Genomic DNA, 16,685 nt, shown 5'->3' on the forward strand with positions numbered 1-16,685 from the left:
GCTCAGTCGAGTTTTTCGATGCCGGCGGTGTCGATGATCTGCTGCCACTTGGCGGTTTCGCGATCGATCAGCTGCTTGAAGTCCGCCGGGGAGCCGGTGGCCGGTTCGGCGCCCAGCGTCGCCAGGCCCTGGCGCACTTCCGGCGCTTGCAACGCCTTCTGGATGGCGGCGTTCAACGTGGCCACGACGTCGTCAGGCGTACCCTTGGGGGCGACCACGCCGCCCCAGGCGACGGTTTCGTAGCCTTTCAGGCCGGACTCGTCCAGCGTGGGCACGTCGGGCATCAGCGACAGGCGCTTCAGGCTGCTGACGCCAATGGCGCGGACCTTGCCGCTCTTGACGAGCGGCGCGGCCTCGGAGGTGTTGACGAACAGGTAGTCCAGGCGGCCGCCCAGCAGATCCTGGATGGCGGCGGGGCCACCGTTGTAGGGGATGAACATCACGTCCAGCTTGGCCATGCTCTTGAAGAGCTCGCCGCCCATGTGACCGGTGGTGCCGACGCCCGAGGCGCCATAGGACAGGCGGCCGGGCTCCTTGCGGGCGCGGTCGATCAGTTCCTGCACGCTGTTGACGGGCGATTCGGCCGGGACGATCAGGACGTTGTACAGGTCGAACATGTGGGCGACCGGCGTCAGGTCCTTGTCGACGTCGTACGGCAGGCGCTTGAACAGCGAGCGGTTGACCGCCAGCGTGTTGATGTTGCCGTAACCGACCGTGTAGCCGTCCGGCGCGGCGCGCTTGATCAGCGCGATGCCGATGTTGCCGGCGGCGCCGGGGCGGTTTTCGACGACCATCGTGGCGCCGGTGTCGCGGGCGATCTGCGTGGTGATCAGGCGCGACAGCACGTCGGGCGAGCCGCCGGCGGCGGACGGCACTACGAAGGTGATCGGCTTGTCGGGATAGCCGGCGGCCGAGGCGGCGCCGGCGAAGGCGACGCTGAGCGCCGCCATGGAAAGACTGCGAAGGAGCGTGCTGCTCATGGTGGATTTCCCCTGGTTTTGTTTTGTGGAGCGGGCAGATTACACCCGGCCATGCGGCACTGCGTCATCGAAAAATGTCTCAAACCTATAATCCCCCGTTATTGGAAAAGGGGAAGAAATGGAAGCCGATGCGTATGCCGACGAGGTCGGGCCGAGCGCCGGGCGGCCGCTGAACCTGCGCCAGATCGAGGTGTTCCGCGCCATCATGATGGCCGGCTCGATCAGCGGGGCGGGGCGCATGCTGCACGTGTCGCAGCCGGCGGTGAGCCGGGTCCTGGCCCTGACGGAGAACCGCCTGGGCTACCGGCTGTTCGAGCGCGTCAAGAGCCGGCTGTCGCCCACGGCCGAGGCGCGGCGCCTGTATGCCGAGGTCGAGCAGGTGTACGGCGGCATCCAGCGCGTGAACGACCTGGCCGCCAGTCTGGGACAGTCCGGCGCGGGCATGCTCAAGATCGTGGCAAGCGCCAGTTTCGGGCAGCGACTGATTCCCATGGCGCTCGAGCGGTTCCGCGGACGCAATGCGGGCGCGCGCGTCGATTACCGCAGCGTGACATTTGACGAGCTGGCGGCGTACTTTCTGTCGGGACAGGCGGACATCGGCATTTCCATGCAGCCGCCGGATCATCCGAACCTGACATCGGTGCGGTTGGCGCGGGTGCCGGTGGTGTGCGTGCTGCCGCCCGGGCATCCGCTTGCCGGTCACGACGCGGTGCGGCCGGAAGACTTTTCGTCGGCGGCGTGGATCGGCTACCCGCGCGATACGCCGCTGGGCCGCGCGCTGCAGCCGTTCTTCGGCGAAGGCCCGCACTGTGCGGCGGCCATCGAGGTGCATTCGCCGGTGACCGCCTGTTCCTTCGTGCAGCAGGGGCTTGGCCCGGCGCTGGTGGATGCCTGGTGCGTCACGCCGGACCAGGCCGCGCACATGGCGCTGCGCCCGATCCAGCCCGAGGCCAGCGTCGAGATATGGGCGACCCATTCCAACCTGAGTGCGCCGCCCCTGCTGGCGCGGCGCTTCCTGGCTGCGGTCAAGAAAATCCTGGAGAGCGAAGCGCTGCCCGGCGTGACGCCGGCGTAGAACGCCAGGGCGCCAGCGGGGCAGTTCAGACCGTTACAGCCCTTCGGCCTGCATCGCCGCCTTGACGCCGGCGTTGGCCTGCATGCGCTCGAAGAACGCGGACAGGTTGGACAGGCCGGTCAGGTCCACTTCCTTGGCGTGCGCCCAGCGCAGCACGACGAACAGGTAGGCATCGGCGACCGAGGGCGCGGCGCCCGCCAGATAGGCCTGGCCTGCCAGCTGCGCGTCCAGTTGGGCGAACAGCTTGGTCAGCAGCCCCGACGCCGACGCGGCCAGTTCCTTCTGTGCGCCTTCGTCCTTCAGGTAGCGCTGCGCGCCGAAGAGCAGCGAGAACGTCTTGTGGACGTCGGAATTGATGAAGCCGACCCAACGGCGCACTTCGGCGCGCGAACGGGCGGAGCCATCGCCCAGCAGCGTGCTTTCGGGCGCCTGTTCAGCCAGGTACTCCAGGATGGATACGTTCTGCGTCAGGGTCCAGTCGCCATCGGTCAGCGCAGGCACGGCGCCCATCGGGTTGATCCGCAGAAACTCGGGCTCCTTGAGCGCCTCGCGGCTGAGTTTGTGCGTTTCGTACGGCTTGCCGATCCACTCGAGCACGATGTGGGAAGCGAGCGAGCACGCGCCGGGCATGTAGTACAGTTTCATCTGTCGGAGACTCCTGGAAGGAAGAACGGGAGAGCTCCCGTCCGTGGGCGCTATGGTACGCCAACCGGGTATGCCATTCGCGAGTGGTCCCGCGTCTCTCTGTCATGCCTTCCGCGCCCGCTTTTCAATCTGTCGCCGCCGGAGATGTCCATGCAGTCACGCACCGCCGCGAGCACGCGCGCCATTCCCTTTCTCTTGTCCTTGACCCTGACCTGCGCCGCCGCCCCCGCGATCGCGCAAGCCGCGCAGGAACCGCCCTCGGCGCCTGCGCGCGTGATGCCTGTTGTGGGCGGCCTGGACCATCCCTGGTCCATGGCGTTTCTGCCCGACGGCGGCATCCTGATCACCGAACGTCCTGGGAATCTGCGGCTGTTGCGTACGCCCGGCGGGTTGTCCAAGCCGCTGACCGGCGTGCCCAAGGTGGCCGCGCGCGGCCAAGGCGGTCTGCTCGACGTGGCGCTGTCGCCGGACTTTGCGACCGACCGCTACGTGTACCTGTCCTATGCGGAGTCGGACGGCGACAAGAGCGGCACGGCAGTCGGACGCGGCCGGCTGGCCGACGATGCCAGCGGACTGGAAGACTTCAAGGTCATCTTCCGCCAGGAACCCAAGCTGTCGTCCGGGCTGCATTTCGGATCGCGCCTGGTGTTTGACGGCAAGGGCTACCTCTACATCGCGCTGGGCGAGAACAACCAGCGGCCAACCGCGCAGGACCTGGACAAGCTGCAGGGCAAGGTCGTGCGGCTCAAGACCGACGGCGGCCTGCCTGACGACAACCCCTTCGTGAGCAAGGCGGGCGCGCGCCCCGAGATCTGGTCGTATGGCCATCGCAATCCGCAGGGCATGGCGCTCAACCCCTGGACCGGCGCGTTGTGGGAAAACGAACACGGGCCGCGCGGCGGCGACGAGATCAACGTGGTGCAGCCGGGCAAGAACTATGGCTGGCCGCTGGCGACCTACGGCATCAACTATTCGGGCCTGAAGATTCCGGAAGCCAAGGGCGAGACGCTGCCGAGCATGGAGCCGCCGGTCTACTGGTGGGCGAAATCGCCCGCCATCAGTGGCATGGCGTTCTATGACGCCGATCGCTTTCCGGCCTGGCGCAATTCGCTCTTCATCGGCGCGCTGGGCAACCAGAACCTGATCCGCCTGACGGTCGACGGAGATCGCGTGGTCGAGAAGGAATGGCTGCTGGTCGACCGCAAGCGCCGGATCCGCGACGTGCGGCAGGGGCCGGACGGTTATGTGTATGTGCTGACGGACGCTTCCCCAGGCGAACTGCTGCGGGTGGCGCCGGCCGAAACAGGAGGGTGACCGTCATGAAGACCTATGAACTCATCGGGTCCGCGGGCTGCGGCTCCGCCATCGTCGAGATGGCGTTGGTGCTGGCCAATGTGCCGCACGTCCTGACGGACGTGCCGTATCTGAAGCCCGGCCCCGAGCGGGACCGGCTCCTGCATCTGAATCCGCTGGGGCAGGTGCCCACGCTCATCCTGCCCGACGGTGAGGTCATGACCGAAAGCGCCGCGATGATCCTGCACCTGAACGACCTGGCGCCGCAGGCCGGTCTTGCGCCCGCGCCGGACAAGCCGGAACGGGCGCGCTTTCTGAACCTGCTGGTGCGGATCGTGGCGGCGGTCTACCCGACCTTCACGTACGGCGACGATCCCGCGCAGTGGACGACGCCGGGCGATGCGGTGGACCTGCTGCGCGAACGCGTCCACACGCGCCGCGCCGAGCTTTGGCAGGAACTGGAACGCCAGGCCGGCGCGCCGCACATGCTGGGGCGGCGCTTTTCGGCGCTGGACCTGTATGTGACGGTCATGACGCATTGGCGCCCGGGGCCGTCGTGGTTCAGTGCGATGTGTCCGGCATTGACCGCGGTCGCGCGCGAAGCCGCGTTGGAACCGAACGTGGCCCGCGTGCTGCAGCGGCACTTTCCGCCGCCCACCGAATAGCGCGGGCGGCAGGGCAAGCAGCGTCAGGTTGCAGCACGCCGGCGCGATTTGCCTCGCGCCTCGCGCACGGCGATGTACACGCCGCTGCCTGCAATGAACACGGCGCCCAGGTACGCATAGGCGTCGGGCGCCTCGCGCCAGAAAATCCATCCCAGAATCGTGGCCCAGACCAGGCCCGTGTAGTCGAATGGCGCGACCACGGATGCCGGGCCGATACGGAATCCCTGCGTGATGAGCGCCAGCCCCAGCGTGCTGAACAGCGCGACGCCACCGAAATAAGGCAGGTCTTCCATGGCCGGCGCGCGCCACACCCACGGCAGTCCGATCGCGCTGCAGACCAGCTGGCCCAGCACGATGTAGAAGGTGGTGGTCAGCATGCCTTCGGCGCGGTTGATGCCGCGCGCCGTGATCATCATGACCGCGTAGAGCAGGGCGGTGGTCAGCGGCAGCAGGGTGGCGGCCTGGAAGGCCTGCGTGCCCGGGCGCACCACGATCAGCACGCCGGCAAAGCCCGCCAGCACGGCCAGCCAGCGCTTGCCGTCGACGCGTTCCTTCAGGATCAGCACCGACAGCGCGGTGACGAACAGCGGCGCGGCGAACGCGATGGCGGTGGCCTCGGCCAGCGGCAGCGCCTGCAATCCCAGATAGAAGCAACAGGCCGAGACCACGTTGATGGCGCCGCGCGTCAGGTGCAGGCCGGGATGCGTCGTGCGCAGCACGCGGCGCCCGCCCAGACACAGCGCGAGCGCGGTCACGAAAGGCAGCGCGATCAGCGCGCGCAGGAAGAGGATCTGCAGCGGGTTGTAGCTGGCGCCCAGCCATTTGGCGTTGGCGTCGCTGAGCGTCAGAAAGAAGATGCCGCCCGCCACGCAGGCGATGCCTGCAGCGGCGGAATGTTCTCGGACGGCGGGTAATGCGGTGCTTGGGGACATCTGAAACCTGCAAGGGCGGCGGTTCCTGCCGCCGGTGGGGGAAGAACGGGAAGGGTGTCAGTTTTGCGCGCGGTAGGCGGCGATGGCGACCATCGCCCACGCGGCCAGGAAGGCCGTTCCGCCGAACGGCGTGACCGCGCCCAACCAACGCGTGCCGGTCAGCGTCAGCAGGTACAGGCTGCCCGAAAACAGCACGATGCCGACGAACATCACGACGCCCGCGGCAGACAGCAGCGGCGAGCCGAAACGGGCGCCCAGCAGCGCGATGATGAAGATGCCCAGCGCGTGGACCAGGTGGTACATCACGCCGGTCTGCCACACCGCCAGCATCTCGGGCGTCAGGATGCGCTTGAGCCCGTGCGCGCCGAACGCCCCGGCGCCCACCGCCACCATGAGATTGATCGCCGCGAGTATCGTGAGCTGCCGGTCCGTCATTGCTTGTCCTTGAGAGAAATGCGAGGGGAAATTTTGCCGCCGCCTGTTTTTACCGCCGCCTATGATAGGCCCAAAGATGGTGCATAACGAGGGGGGGCACGACGGGATCGGGGGGCAAGGGTGATAGCCGCGCGCCATCGGCACGGCACGCGCCGCCTTGTGCGTTGATTTCCAAATGGGATATTATAAATTCAATTTGGTAATACGGCCGCCAGAAGCACAGCCGCCAGAAGCACAGCCGCCAGAAGCACAGCCGCCAGAAGCACAGCCGCCTGAAACACAGCCGCCAGAAGCCCTTGCCGATTTCCAAGGCTTGCGGCTCGTCCGCGCGGCGTCCGGAGCAGATCATGACCATCGCCCTGACAGACAAATCTCCCGCCAAGCGCGGCGCCTCCACCAAGCGCCCGCCGCGCCCCCGGCAGCTTTTTCGCGGCCTGATCGACAGTCCCCTGACTGATATCGCCCGGGACGTGCATCGCGGCCTGCCCGCGCAGATGGTCGACGATGCCGCTGATTACCTGCAGGTGCCCAAGTCGGAGATCATGGCGATCACCGAGGTCAAGGCGGCGTCGCTGTCGCGCTGGACGCGCGAAGGCCAGGCGCTGCCGCTGGGCGAATCCGACCGTCTTGCCCGCGTCGCCCGGGTCGTGCGCGTCGCCCGCCAGGTGCTGGGCAGCGACGAGGAAGCGGTGCTGTGGCTGAACACGCCCGTGCCGGCGCTGGGCAACGTCAAGCCGCTGTCGCTTCTGACGTCGGACGCCAGCAGCCGCATTGTCGAAGACACGCTTGCCCGCGCCGCCGCGGGCGTCTACGCATGACCGATTATGTTTCGCTCTGGCGCATTGGCACCACGGCGGGCAAGTACCGGGCGGACGATCTTTCCGGCGCCGGGGCGGCGGCGGTGGGCGGGCGCTACAACAGTCCCGGCACGCCGGTGGTGTACGCCTCGGCCAGCGTGGCGCTGGCGGTGCTGGAAACGGTGGTGCATTTTGCCGCGCGCGCGTCCGAGCACGCCAACCGCTACCTGATCGAGCTGGCCGTACCTGACAGCATCTTCGAAGCGCGCCAGTCGCTGTCGCTGGCGCAGTTGCAGGACGACTATCCATTCTGGGACGCGGTGCCGTTTGCCGAGGCTTCGCAGGCCGTGGGCGACAACTGGGCGGCGTCGGGCGTGTCGGCGCTGCTGGAACTGCCCAGCGCCATCGTGCCTTATCGCGGCGTGCCGGATTGCAATTTCCTCATCAATCCGGCGCATCCGGACGCCGAGAACATCGTGGTGGTGCGGCGCGAACGCTTCATCTACGATCCGCGGCTGCGGCCCGCGTAGCCGTTCAAAGCAGGCAGGCGTCCAAAAAAACGCGCCCGCAGCCGGGCGCGTCCTGCCGCGATTGCCGGGAACGCCTCAGTCCACCGTCAGCACAGCCCGGCCCACGACCTTGCCTTCGCGCAGCGAGGCCAGCACGCTGTCCGCCTCGGCCAGCGCGTGGCGGTGGACCGGCATCGGCGGCACCTTGCCCGCCCGCACCAGTTCCATCAGCTCCTTCAGTTCGGTCAGGTTGCCCACGTAGCTGCCGATGATGGACATCGCCTTCATCGGGATCAAGGCGATGGGCCAGTTGGACCCGCCGCCGAACAGGCCCACGATGATGAGCTTGCCGCCCTTGGTCAGGAAATCGAACGCCAACGAGGTGGTGGCCGGCGCGCCCACCAGGTCGATCGCGGCTTGCACCGGCTTGCCGCCGGCGGCCTTGATGATCTGCTGCGCGGCGTCGGGCGCTGCGCCGTCGATGGCCGCCAGCGCGCCTGCGTCCAGCGCTGCCTGGCGTTTGGCCGGATCGATGTCGACGACGATGGCGCCCGCGCCGCCCAGCGCCTTGATGAGCGTCAGGCTCATCAGTCCCAGGCCGCCCGCGCCGAAGATCACCACGGGATGCTCGCGGTAGACGTCGGCGCCGATCTTCTTCAGCGCGGAATAGGTGGTCAGCCCCGAGCAGGCGTAGGGGGCGATCTGCGCCGGGTCCAGGTCGCCGATGTCGATGAGGTAGCGCGGATGCGGCACGACGATATGGTCCGCGTAGCCGCCGGCGCGGTGCACGCCCAGGCAGGCCGGCGCGGTGCAGTGGTTTTCCATGCCGGCCATGCAAGACGGGCACTTGCCGCAGCCGATCCACGGATAGACAAGGTAATTGCGGTCGGTGGCCAGGCCCTGCGCGTCGGGGCCGGCCGCCACGACGGCGCCGACCGTTTCATGCCCCATGGTCAGGGGCAGCGACACGCCCCGGTCCTTGAGCGACAGGGTGCGGCCCTGGCCCAGGTCGTAGCCGCCTTCCCACAAGTGGATATCGCTGTGGCACACGCCGGCCGCGCGGACCTTCAGCAACACCTGCGACCCTTGCGGCGTGGGGGTGGGCTGGTCCATTTCCTGCAGCGGTTCGCGGAAATTGACGACGCAATAGCACTTCATGGTTGTCTCCTTTGTGTATTTGCCTTCACCCTGCGGCCGGACCGGGATCCGGCGCGACCTATTTCTTGACCAGCGGGCATTCGCTGTCGGCGAGCGACACGAAGACCTTTTCGCCGGGCACCGTGGACAGGATGCGGTAGTAATCGTTCGGATGCTTGGACTCGGCGGGCTTTTTCACCTCGACCAGGTACAGGTCCATGATGACGCGGCCATCTTCGGGGCGCACCCGGGCATTCTTGATCAGTTTGGTCGTGATGGGCAATTCGCGCATCTTCTGGTTGACCACCGCGGCGTCGAAGGTGCCGGCGGCCTGCGCGGCCTGCAGGTAATGCGTGGTGGCCACGTAGCTCAGGGCCTGGACGATGGACGGCGCGCGCGTGACGCCCATCTTCTTTTGCCAGCGCTGCGTCCAGGCGCGGGTGTCCTCGTCGGCGTCCCAGTAGAAGCCGGTGGGGAACGTCAGCCCCTGCGCGACGGGCAGACCCATTGCGTGGACGTCGTTGATGAAGGTCAGGAAGGTCAGCATCCGCTGCTTGCCGCCCGCAAGGCCGAACTCCTGCGCCTGCTTGATGAGGTTGACCAGGTCGCCGCCGGCGCTGGCCAGGCCCACGACGTCGGCCTTGGAAGACTGGGCCTGGATGAGGAACGACGCAAAGTCCATCGCGCCCAGCGGGTGGCGCGTGCTGCCCACGACCTTGCCGCCCGCGCCTTCGACGAAGCGTGACGCGTTGCTTTCCAGCGATTTGCCGAAAACGTAGTCGGTGGTGATGAAGTACCAGCTCTTGCCGCCGCTTTCGACGACGCTCTTGACCACGGCATTGGCCAGCGCGTAGGTGTCCGGCGCCCACTGCGTGCTGAGGTTGCTGCATTGCTTGCCGCTGAAGTCGCCGGCAAAGCCGCCGCTGATGAGGGCGGTGCCGCCTTTTTCGCGCGCCACGCCCTGGGCTGCCAGCCCGGCCGAGCTGGCGCCGCCGTCCACCACCGCGACCAGATTCTGGGTGTCGAACCAGCGGCGGACCAGGGCGGACGCCACGTCGGCCTTGTTCTGGTTGTCCGCGCCGACGACCTCCACGGTCTTGCCGGCCACCTTGCCGCCGAAATCCTCCACGGCCATGCGCACGGCGGTCTCGGACCCGAGGCCGCCAAGGTCGGAATAAATGCCGGAACGGTCGTTGGACACGCCCAGCCGCACGACGTCGGACTGGGCTTGGGCCGCGCAGGCGGCCAGGGTGGCGGCCAGAGCCGCCAACACGGGTTTGATACGCATCTTCTGTCTCCCAGCCCTGAATCGGACCGTTTTATTGAACGTTATGGATGACGCGACAACTCGGGAAGGCGGCGCCGGTGCTCCAGCCGGCTGAAATCTCTTTCACATTGGTGAATGCAAATTCCTGTGCAAGAATTTAGGTACCTGCACATGAAAAGTCAACACGGTGGAACACCCTAGTCCGGGTGCCGAAAACGCATTGCCACGAAGGAGGGCCGACGCCGTGGAAGTCAAACTTGTCGCTCGCACGCTCGAGTTGCTGGAGCTGTTTGCGCAGACGAAACGGCCCATGCCGCTGACCGAACTGGCGCAGGGGCTGGGTGCGCCCATGTCGAGCTGTCTGGCGCTGGTGCGCACGCTGGTGGCCCGGGGATATCTGTACGAAGTCCGGCGCCGCGCGGGGTATTACCCCACCGGCAAGCTGCACGGGCTGGCGGCGCAGATCCTGGCGGGCGACCCGTGGCTGGATGTGGTGCGGCCGCGTTTGCTGGCGCTGCGCGATGCCGTCGACGAGACCGTGATGCTGGGCAAGATCCAGGATGGCGCCGTGGTGTTTCTGGATGTGGCCGAGTCGACCCAGCCCGTCCACTACGCGGCGCGGGCGGGCGAACGGCGGCCGCTTCACACCAGTTCGGTCGCCAAGGCCATCCTGGCGCGCCTGCCGGCGGCTGAGCGCGATCACGTGCTGGCGGCGGCGCAATACACGCGCTACACGGATAGCACGCTGACGACCCGCGATGAGCTGCTGGCCGACGTGGCGAAGGCTGCCGAGCGGGGTTGGGCCTCGAACGTGGGGGAAAGCGTCGCGGACCTTACGGGGTTGGCCGTTGCGCTGGATCTGGGCGGCGAATGGTACGCGCTATGCGCGGCGGGTCCGACGCCGCGGGTGTGGGCGCAGCGCGAGGAAAACCTGATGCACTTGCGCGACGCGGCCGAGGCGATCCGGCGCGATCGCGAGGGATGAGCGCTCGGCGATATCAGGGCCCGCGGCGCACCAGCGTGGACTTCCCGAACAAGCTCTCGATCAAATCCACCGCCAGCTCCGCCGTCCGGTTGCGCACGTCGAGCGCCGGATTCAGTTCCACCACGTCCAGTGAACGCATGAGGCCGGTGTCGGCAATCATCTCCATGCAGAGCTGGGCCTCGCGATAGGTGGGGCCGCCCATCACCGTGGTGCCCACGCCCGGCGCGATCTCCGGGTCCAGGAAGTCCACGTCGAAACTCACGTGCAGGTGCGTGCCGGCGCCCAGCCCGGCCAGGGCGGCCTGCATGGTGGCGCGCATGCCCATCTCGTCCAGATACCGCATGTCGAAGACTTCAAGGCCGGCGTCGTGCAGCAGGCGCTTTTCGCCGGGGTCGACGCTGCGGATGCCGATCTGGCGCACGCAGGACGGCTCGATGTCCGGAAACTCGCCCGACATGCCGGTCAGCGGCGCGGGGCCGTTGCCGCACAGGCAGGCGACGGGCATGCCGTGCAAGTTGCCGGTGGGCGTGAGCAGATGGGTGTTGAAGTCGGCGTGCGCGTCCAGCCACAGCACACGCAGCTTTTTGCCGGTGGCGCGGCAGTGGCGCGCGACGGCGCTGACCGAGCCGATGCCCAGGCTGTGGTCACCGCCCAGCAGGACGGGCAGGCGGCCTTCGGCCAGTTCTTCGTACACGGCATCGTGCACCGCCTGATTCCACGCCGTCACTTCCTCCAGGTGGCGATAGCCGTCCACGGGCGGCAGCCAGGGATTGGCGGGGCCGTACAGGTTGCCGCGGTCGCGGACCTGAAAGCCCTGTGCTTCGATGACCGGCCCCAGGTCCGCGACGCGGAGCGCTTCTGGCCCCATCGACGCGCCGCGCGCGCCAGCGCCGATGTCGGTCGGTGCGCCGATCAGGGTGACTTGGGTGGGCAGGGCGGGGGTGTTCGTCATCGTGTTCGTCAATTCGCATGCTCCGTATTGCAGTGTTCAGGTCGCGGGGCGTGGGATCACGCGGCGGAAAGCACCGCCGCCAATTGATCGCACGCCCAGTCCACCTCGTCCCGCGTGACGATCAGGGGAGGCGATAGGCGCAAGGTGTGGCCATGGGTGTCCTTGACCAGCAAGCCTCGCGCCTGGAGGCGTTCGCACCAGAGGCGGGCGCCGCCGGCGTCCGGCTCAAGCTCCACGGCCAGCATCAGGCCGCGCCCGCGCACCTCGCGCACCGGGCCGGGCAGGGTGCGCAGGCGTTCGAGAAAATGCGCGCCCACGGCGGCCGCGTTCTCGATCATGCCTTCCTCGGTCAGCACGCGCAGCGCGGCCCGCGCGATGGCGCACGCCAGCGGATTGCCGCCGAAGGTGCTGCCGTGCTGCCCGGGCTGGAATACGCCCAGCACGTCGGCGTTGGACAGCACGGCGGATACCGGATAGAAGCCGCCGGACAGCGCCTTGCCGATCAACGTAACGTCGGCTTCGATGCCTTCGTGCTCCTCGGCCAGCAGCTTGCCCGTGCGCCCCAGTCCGGTCTGGATTTCGTCCAGGATCAGCGTGATGCCGCGCTCCGTGCAGCGCTGGCGCACGCGGCTGAAGTACCCGGGCGGGGGCAGCACGACGCCCGCTTCGCCCTGGATGGGTTCGACCAGGAACGCAACCGTGCGGTCGGTAATGGCGGCATCGAAGGCCTCGAAGTCGCCAAAAGGCACGACCTTGAAGCCGGGCGCGAACGGGCCGTAATGGCCGTAGGCGTCGGGGTCGGTCGAAAAGCCCACGATGCCCAGCGTGCGCCCATGGAAATTGTTGGCGCAGACGATGATCTCGGCCTGGCCTTCTGGCACACCGCGCACCTCGTAGCCCCACTTGCGCACGGCCTTGATGGCCGTCTCCACGGCTTCGGCGCCGCTGTTCATGGGCAGGATCTTGTGGGCGCCGGTCAGACGCGCCAGGTCTTCGTAGAAGCCCGCCATCTGGTCATGGCGGAACGCGCGCGAGGTGAGCGTGAGTTTTTGCGCCTGCTCGGTCATGGCCGCCAGGATGCGCGGGTGGCAATGGCCCTGGTTGACGGCGGAATAGGCTGCCAGGCAGTCCAGGTACTTGCGCCCGTCCACGTCATAGACCCAGACGCCGCTGCCGCGCGCCAGCACGACGTCCAGGGGGTGGTAGTTGTGCGCGCCCAACTGGTCTTCGATGTGGTCGCGGCGGCTGGCGGCGGACTGCGCGCCGGGCTGGGGGGTCATCACGGCACTCATGCGCGTCTCCCAAGGGCGTATTGGGGCCATCTTAGCGCCGTCGGCGCGGCTTGGCATTGCCATTGCATGACAAAGGCCTTTCCGTGGCCGGCGCGCCGGGTGCTGCACAATAGCGCCTGTGCCGGACCGTCGTTCGGCGTTCCGAATCTGTGGAAGGCGATATGCTTGTGCACCAATTGCTTAAGAAACTGACGCGCGGGGCCGCGGTGGCAGCGCTGGGACTGGCGGTGATTGCGCCGGCGGCGGCGCAGGAACAGCCCCTGCGCATCGGCGTGATCGCCAGCGTGGCCAACGAGGCCACCGAACTGGCGATCGCCCAGGCCAAGCAGCAGGGATTGGACGTCAAGCTGGTGGAATTCAATGACTGGGTGCTGCCCAACATTGCCGTGGCCGACGGCTCGGTGGACGCCAACTTCTTCCAGCACGCGCCGTTTCTTGAACTCTTCAACCAGCGGCGCGGCGCCAATCTGCAGCCCATTGCATACGGCTATTCGACCACCATCGGGCTGTTTTCCAAGAAGCTGAAGAAGGGTGACCCGGTGCCGGAGGGCGCGACCATCGCGGTGCCGAACGACCCGGTCAACACCGGCCGCGCCTTGCTGCTCTTGCAGACGATGGGCCTCATCACGTTGAAGCCCGGCGTCGCCCATCAGGCCACCCTGCAGGACGTGGTGACCAATCCCAAGAAGCTCAAATTCGTCCAGATCGAAGGCTCGCAGTCGGCGCGCACATTCGATGACGTGACGGCGTCGGTCACCTACACGACGTTCGCCAAGCAGGCGGGCCTGAACGAAAAGGACGGCCTGGCCTTCGACAATACCGATCCGGACAGCATCCGGCGCTACGCCATCCGCTGGGTGGCCAAGCCCGAGAAGGCGCAGGATCCGCGCCTCTTGAAGTTCATTGCCATCTATCAGAACTCGCCCGAAGTGAAGGCCACGCTCAAGCGCCTGTACGGCGACCTCATTTCCTTTCCCTGGTAAGGCGTCATCGGGACGGCAATCGGAATAAAATCAGGGTTTGCCCCGACAAACCCTTATTTCATAAAAGGGCGGCCGCGATGCGTGCCGAACCTGATTCCAATGTCTGACCTCGATGACCGCGACCGGAAACTCTTGACGCTGCTGGCCGATGACGCCACGCCCAGCTATGCGGAGCTGGGCAAGCAGCTCAACCTGTCGGCGCCAGCGGTGCACGAGCGGGTCAAGCGGCTCAAGCGCGACGGGCTCATCAAGGGCATCGCCGCCAAGCTAGACGGCGCAAAAATGGGCCGGCCACTGCTGGCCTTCGTGCATGTGGACACGATCAACTGGACCATCACCCAGCAGGTGCTGGGCTTGGCCGAGCTGAACGAGGTCGAGGAGATCCACACCATCACCGGCAAGAGCGCCATGCTGCTGAAGGTGCGCGTGCGCGACACGCAGGCGCTGGAACTGCTCCTGGCGCGCATCCATCAGATCGAAGGCATCTCCAACACGACCAGCGACATAGCCCTGACGAGCTATCTGGAGCGCGGGCCGCTGCCCGAAGCGGCTTGATTGCCGGCCGCTGGAACGGCATCCCGTATTTCAGCGGGCAGGGGCCGCGCGCAGCCGCAGCCGCGTGATTTCCGACGGCGCCCACAACCGTTTCGGCGGCCCCCAGTAGCCGGTGCCGCGGCTCGTGTAGACCCACATCTGTCCCAGCCGATGCAGCCCCGCCGTAAACGGCTGCTGGAACCGCACGAAGAATCCCCACGGAAAGAATTGCCCGCCATGCGTATGGCCGGAGAGCTGCAGCGTGTAGCCCACCGGTTCCGCCGCGGCCGCGCTGCGCGGCTGGTGGGCGAGCAGAATGCGCGGAAAGGCGTCGGCGGGCGCGCCGGCCAGGGCCGCCTTTGGGTTGCTGCGCTGCTGCGGATCAAAGGCCCCGGCGCTGAAGTCCGTGACGCCAGCCACCACCACGGGCAGGCCCGACGGATGGATCACGGCATGTTCGTTCAAGAGGACGCGCAGGCCCAGCCGGCGGAACTCCGCAATCCAGGGGCCCGCGCCCGAATAGTATTCATGGTTGCCGGTGACCAGATACACGCCGAACGGCGCGCGCAGATCGCCCAGTGGACGGGCCTGCGCGGAAAGCTGCTCCACGCTGCCGTCCACCACGTCGCCGGTGATGGCGATCATGTCGGGCAGCTGTTCGTTGACCGCGTCGACAATGGCCTGCACGTAGCGGCGCTTGATGGTCGGGCCGACGTGGATGTCGCTGATCTGCACGATGGTGAAGCCGTCCAGGTCTTGCGGCAGGCCGGCGATCGGCACGTCCACGTCCACCACGCGCGCGCGGCGGCGGGCGTTGTAGAAGCCCGCCAGCGTGCCGGCCAGGGCAAGCCCGATGACCGTCCACGCGCTGGCGCGGCGCAGCGCGAGCCACGGCAGATCCGCGCCAGCCGCCAGATTGCCCAACCACAGAAGCAGCATGAGCGCGTCGCGCAGCACGGTCAGCACGAAAAGCGACGAGAACAACCCCATGGCCAGCAGGCCGACCCAGGCGATGCGGTCGCCCCAAGGCGGATTGACGGAGGAGCGCGCCAGCATGCCCATCGGGATCAGCACGCATGAAAGCATCAGGAAGAGGATGGCGGCGGCAGTGCCTTCACCGCCAAGCAGCAGGTCGGGGATAAGGCGGGCGCCGACGTACACGTGGGCGAGGGCGCCCAGGGTCAGGAAGCGCAGGAAGAATGAGGATTGGCGCAGGGACACGGCGGTAGGCGGGCGCGCCGCAGCGGACGCACAGGTAATCAGGGAACCGCCATTCTATGCCTCGCCGGCGCCATCAGACCGGCAGCTCGCCTTCCCGGCAGATCAGGCTGGCGTCCATCTCGTCAAGGCGGTTGATGCCCAGCATGGCCATGTTGCGGTCGACCTCGGCGCGCAGCAGTCCGATGGCATGCGCCACGCCTTGCTGGCCGCCGACGGCCGCGGCGTAGTTGAAGGGCCGCCCCACGAACACGCAGCGCGCGCCCAGGGCCAGCGCCTTGAGCACATCGCCGCCGCGCCGCACGCCGCTGTCCATCATCACCGTCATCGCGCCGGCCTGGGCGACGACGCCGGGCAGGGCGAGCAGCGGCGAGATGGCGCCGTCGAGCTGGCGCGCCCCGTGGTTGGAAACGATGATGCCGTCGGCGCCATGCTGGCGCGCCATTGCCGCGTCGCGCGGATGCAGGATCCCCTTGATGATGAGGGCGCCGGGCCACTGGCGGCGGATGCGCGCCACGTGCTCCCAATTCAGATGGTCGCGCGCCGTGAAGTCGCGCAGCACCGTCGACGACACGATGGGCGCGCCGCGCGTGGCGAAGGAATTCTCGAAGTGGGGCATGCCGTGGGCGAGCAGCGTGCGCAGGAACGTGCCGGCCAGCCAGCGCGGCCGGGTGATGCCCTCCAGGGCCAGCCGCAGGCTGGGCTTGAGCGGCGTGGAAAAGCCGGTGCGCACATTGTTTTCGCGATTGGCGGACACGGGGATGTCGACGGTCAGCACCAGCGTCTCGTAGCCGGCGCGCCGCGCCCGTTCGATGAGCGCGTCGATCTTTGCGGGATCGCCGGGAAGATAGGCCTGGAACCACGTGCCGGGAGCCTCTTCAATGACGGCTTCGAGCGGGATCAGCGACGTGCCGCTGAGAATTGCCGGGACGTTCTGTTCGCGCGCGGCGCGGGCCAGCACGATATCGCCGCGGTAGGCCGACAGG

General features: G+C 67.5%; 18 protein-coding genes. 8 read left to right on the forward strand and 10 right to left on the reverse strand.

Annotated elements, in window-relative coordinates; all coding sequences use genetic code 11:
• Positions 1 to 2 precede the first annotated feature (2 nt).
• Positions 3 to 980, reverse strand: coding sequence for a tripartite tricarboxylate transporter substrate binding protein (locus RT697_RS09840; RefSeq protein WP_313698474.1), 978 nt, complete (start codon positions 978 to 980; stop codon positions 3 to 5).
• A 118-nt stretch (positions 981 to 1,098) separates the two neighbouring features.
• On the opposite strand from RT697_RS09840, the gene RT697_RS09845 reads away from it, so the two are divergent.
• Complete coding sequence (locus RT697_RS09845; RefSeq protein WP_313698476.1) at positions 1,099 to 2,055, forward strand: LysR substrate-binding domain-containing protein; 957 nt, start codon at positions 1,099 to 1,101, stop codon at positions 2,053 to 2,055.
• A gap of 33 nt (positions 2,056 to 2,088) precedes the next feature.
• Here the strand turns inward: RT697_RS09845 and RT697_RS09850 are convergent, their stop codons facing one another.
• The gene (locus RT697_RS09850; protein WP_313698478.1) at positions 2,089 to 2,700 is read right to left on the reverse strand and encodes a glutathione binding-like protein; all 612 of its coding nucleotides are present in this window, start codon (positions 2,698 to 2,700) and stop codon (positions 2,089 to 2,091) included.
• Between the two features lie 150 nt (positions 2,701 to 2,850).
• On the opposite strand from RT697_RS09850, the gene RT697_RS09855 reads away from it, so the two are divergent.
• Positions 2,851 to 4,014: a PQQ-dependent sugar dehydrogenase gene (locus RT697_RS09855; protein ID WP_313698480.1), complete on the forward strand. Its 1,164-nt coding sequence runs from the start codon at positions 2,851 to 2,853 to the stop codon at positions 4,012 to 4,014.
• 5 nt (positions 4,015 to 4,019) lie between these two features.
• Complete coding sequence (locus RT697_RS09860) at positions 4,020 to 4,658, forward strand: glutathione S-transferase (RefSeq protein WP_313698482.1); 639 nt, start codon at positions 4,020 to 4,022, stop codon at positions 4,656 to 4,658.
• Positions 4,659 to 4,681: 23 nt separating this feature from the next.
• Here the strand turns inward: RT697_RS09860 and RT697_RS09865 are convergent, their stop codons facing one another.
• Both RT697_RS09865 and RT697_RS09870 read right to left on the reverse strand, forming a co-directional pair.
• Positions 4,682 to 5,590 carry a DMT family transporter gene (locus RT697_RS09865; RefSeq protein WP_313698484.1) on the reverse strand — a complete coding sequence of 303 codons (909 nt, stop codon included), beginning with the start codon at positions 5,588 to 5,590 and terminating at the stop codon, positions 4,682 to 4,684.
• Between the two features lie 57 nt (positions 5,591 to 5,647).
• Positions 5,648 to 6,025: a DUF423 domain-containing protein gene (locus RT697_RS09870; protein ID WP_313698486.1), complete on the reverse strand. Its 378-nt coding sequence runs from the start codon at positions 6,023 to 6,025 to the stop codon at positions 5,648 to 5,650.
• Positions 6,026 to 6,372: 347 nt separating this feature from the next.
• Between RT697_RS09870 and RT697_RS09875 the strand changes: the two genes are divergently transcribed.
• A complete protein-coding gene (locus RT697_RS09875; RefSeq protein ID WP_191578705.1) occupies positions 6,373 to 6,843 on the forward strand; it encodes an antitoxin Xre/MbcA/ParS toxin-binding domain-containing protein in 471 nt (156 codons plus the stop codon).
• Complete coding sequence (locus tag RT697_RS09880; protein ID WP_313698488.1) at positions 6,840 to 7,352, forward strand: RES family NAD+ phosphorylase; 513 nt, start codon at positions 6,840 to 6,842, stop codon at positions 7,350 to 7,352. The genes RT697_RS09875 and RT697_RS09880 overlap by 4 nt, the downstream gene beginning before the upstream one ends.
• Before the next feature lie 75 nt (positions 7,353 to 7,427).
• On the opposite strand, the gene RT697_RS09885 is transcribed toward RT697_RS09880, so the two are convergent.
• On the reverse strand, positions 7,428 to 8,489 hold the full coding sequence (locus RT697_RS09885) for an alcohol dehydrogenase (RefSeq protein WP_313698490.1): 1,062 nt from the start codon (positions 8,487 to 8,489) through the stop codon (positions 7,428 to 7,430).
• 58 nt (positions 8,490 to 8,547) lie between these two features.
• The gene (locus RT697_RS09890; RefSeq protein ID WP_312435468.1) at positions 8,548 to 9,756 is read right to left on the reverse strand and encodes an ABC transporter substrate-binding protein; all 1,209 of its coding nucleotides are present in this window, start codon (positions 9,754 to 9,756) and stop codon (positions 8,548 to 8,550) included.
• Between the two features lie 223 nt (positions 9,757 to 9,979).
• Between RT697_RS09890 and RT697_RS09895 the strand changes: the two genes are divergently transcribed.
• Positions 9,980 to 10,720: an IclR family transcriptional regulator gene (locus tag RT697_RS09895; RefSeq protein WP_313698492.1), complete on the forward strand. Its 741-nt coding sequence runs from the start codon at positions 9,980 to 9,982 to the stop codon at positions 10,718 to 10,720.
• Positions 10,721 to 10,733: 13 nt separating this feature from the next.
• On the opposite strand, the gene rocF is transcribed toward RT697_RS09895, so the two are convergent.
• Positions 10,734 to 11,672 (reverse strand): arginase, encoded by a 939-nt coding sequence (rocF, locus tag RT697_RS09900; RefSeq protein WP_313698494.1) that lies wholly within the window; start codon positions 11,670 to 11,672, stop codon positions 10,734 to 10,736.
• A 56-nt stretch (positions 11,673 to 11,728) separates the two neighbouring features.
• A complete protein-coding gene (gene rocD, locus RT697_RS09905) occupies positions 11,729 to 12,964 on the reverse strand; it encodes an ornithine--oxo-acid transaminase (RefSeq protein ID WP_313698496.1) in 1,236 nt (411 codons plus the stop codon).
• A 161-nt stretch (positions 12,965 to 13,125) separates the two neighbouring features.
• Here rocD and RT697_RS09910 point away from each other — a divergent pair, with 161 nt between their 5' ends.
• Together RT697_RS09910 and RT697_RS09915 are read left to right on the forward strand one after the other, a co-directional pair.
• The gene (locus RT697_RS09910; protein ID WP_313698498.1) at positions 13,126 to 13,947 is read left to right on the forward strand and encodes a MetQ/NlpA family ABC transporter substrate-binding protein; all 822 of its coding nucleotides are present in this window, start codon (positions 13,126 to 13,128) and stop codon (positions 13,945 to 13,947) included.
• Positions 13,948 to 14,046: 99 nt separating this feature from the next.
• A complete protein-coding gene (locus RT697_RS09915; RefSeq protein ID WP_056561122.1) occupies positions 14,047 to 14,502 on the forward strand; it encodes an Lrp/AsnC family transcriptional regulator in 456 nt (151 codons plus the stop codon).
• 30 nt (positions 14,503 to 14,532) lie between these two features.
• Here RT697_RS09915 and RT697_RS09920 read toward each other — a convergent pair whose 3' ends face one another.
• Together RT697_RS09920 and RT697_RS09925 are read right to left on the reverse strand one after the other, a co-directional pair.
• Positions 14,533 to 15,702, reverse strand: coding sequence for a metallophosphoesterase (locus RT697_RS09920; RefSeq protein WP_313698500.1), 1,170 nt, complete (start codon positions 15,700 to 15,702; stop codon positions 14,533 to 14,535).
• A gap of 73 nt (positions 15,703 to 15,775) precedes the next feature.
• Positions 15,776 to 16,685, reverse strand: a 910-nt coding sequence (locus RT697_RS09925; RefSeq protein WP_313698502.1) for an alpha-hydroxy acid oxidase, incomplete at its 5' end; no start/stop codon positions are given.

Origin of the sequence: Achromobacter sp. (assembly GCF_032113835.1) — a bacterium.
GTDB lineage: Bacteria > Pseudomonadota > Gammaproteobacteria > Burkholderiales > Burkholderiaceae_B > Achromobacter.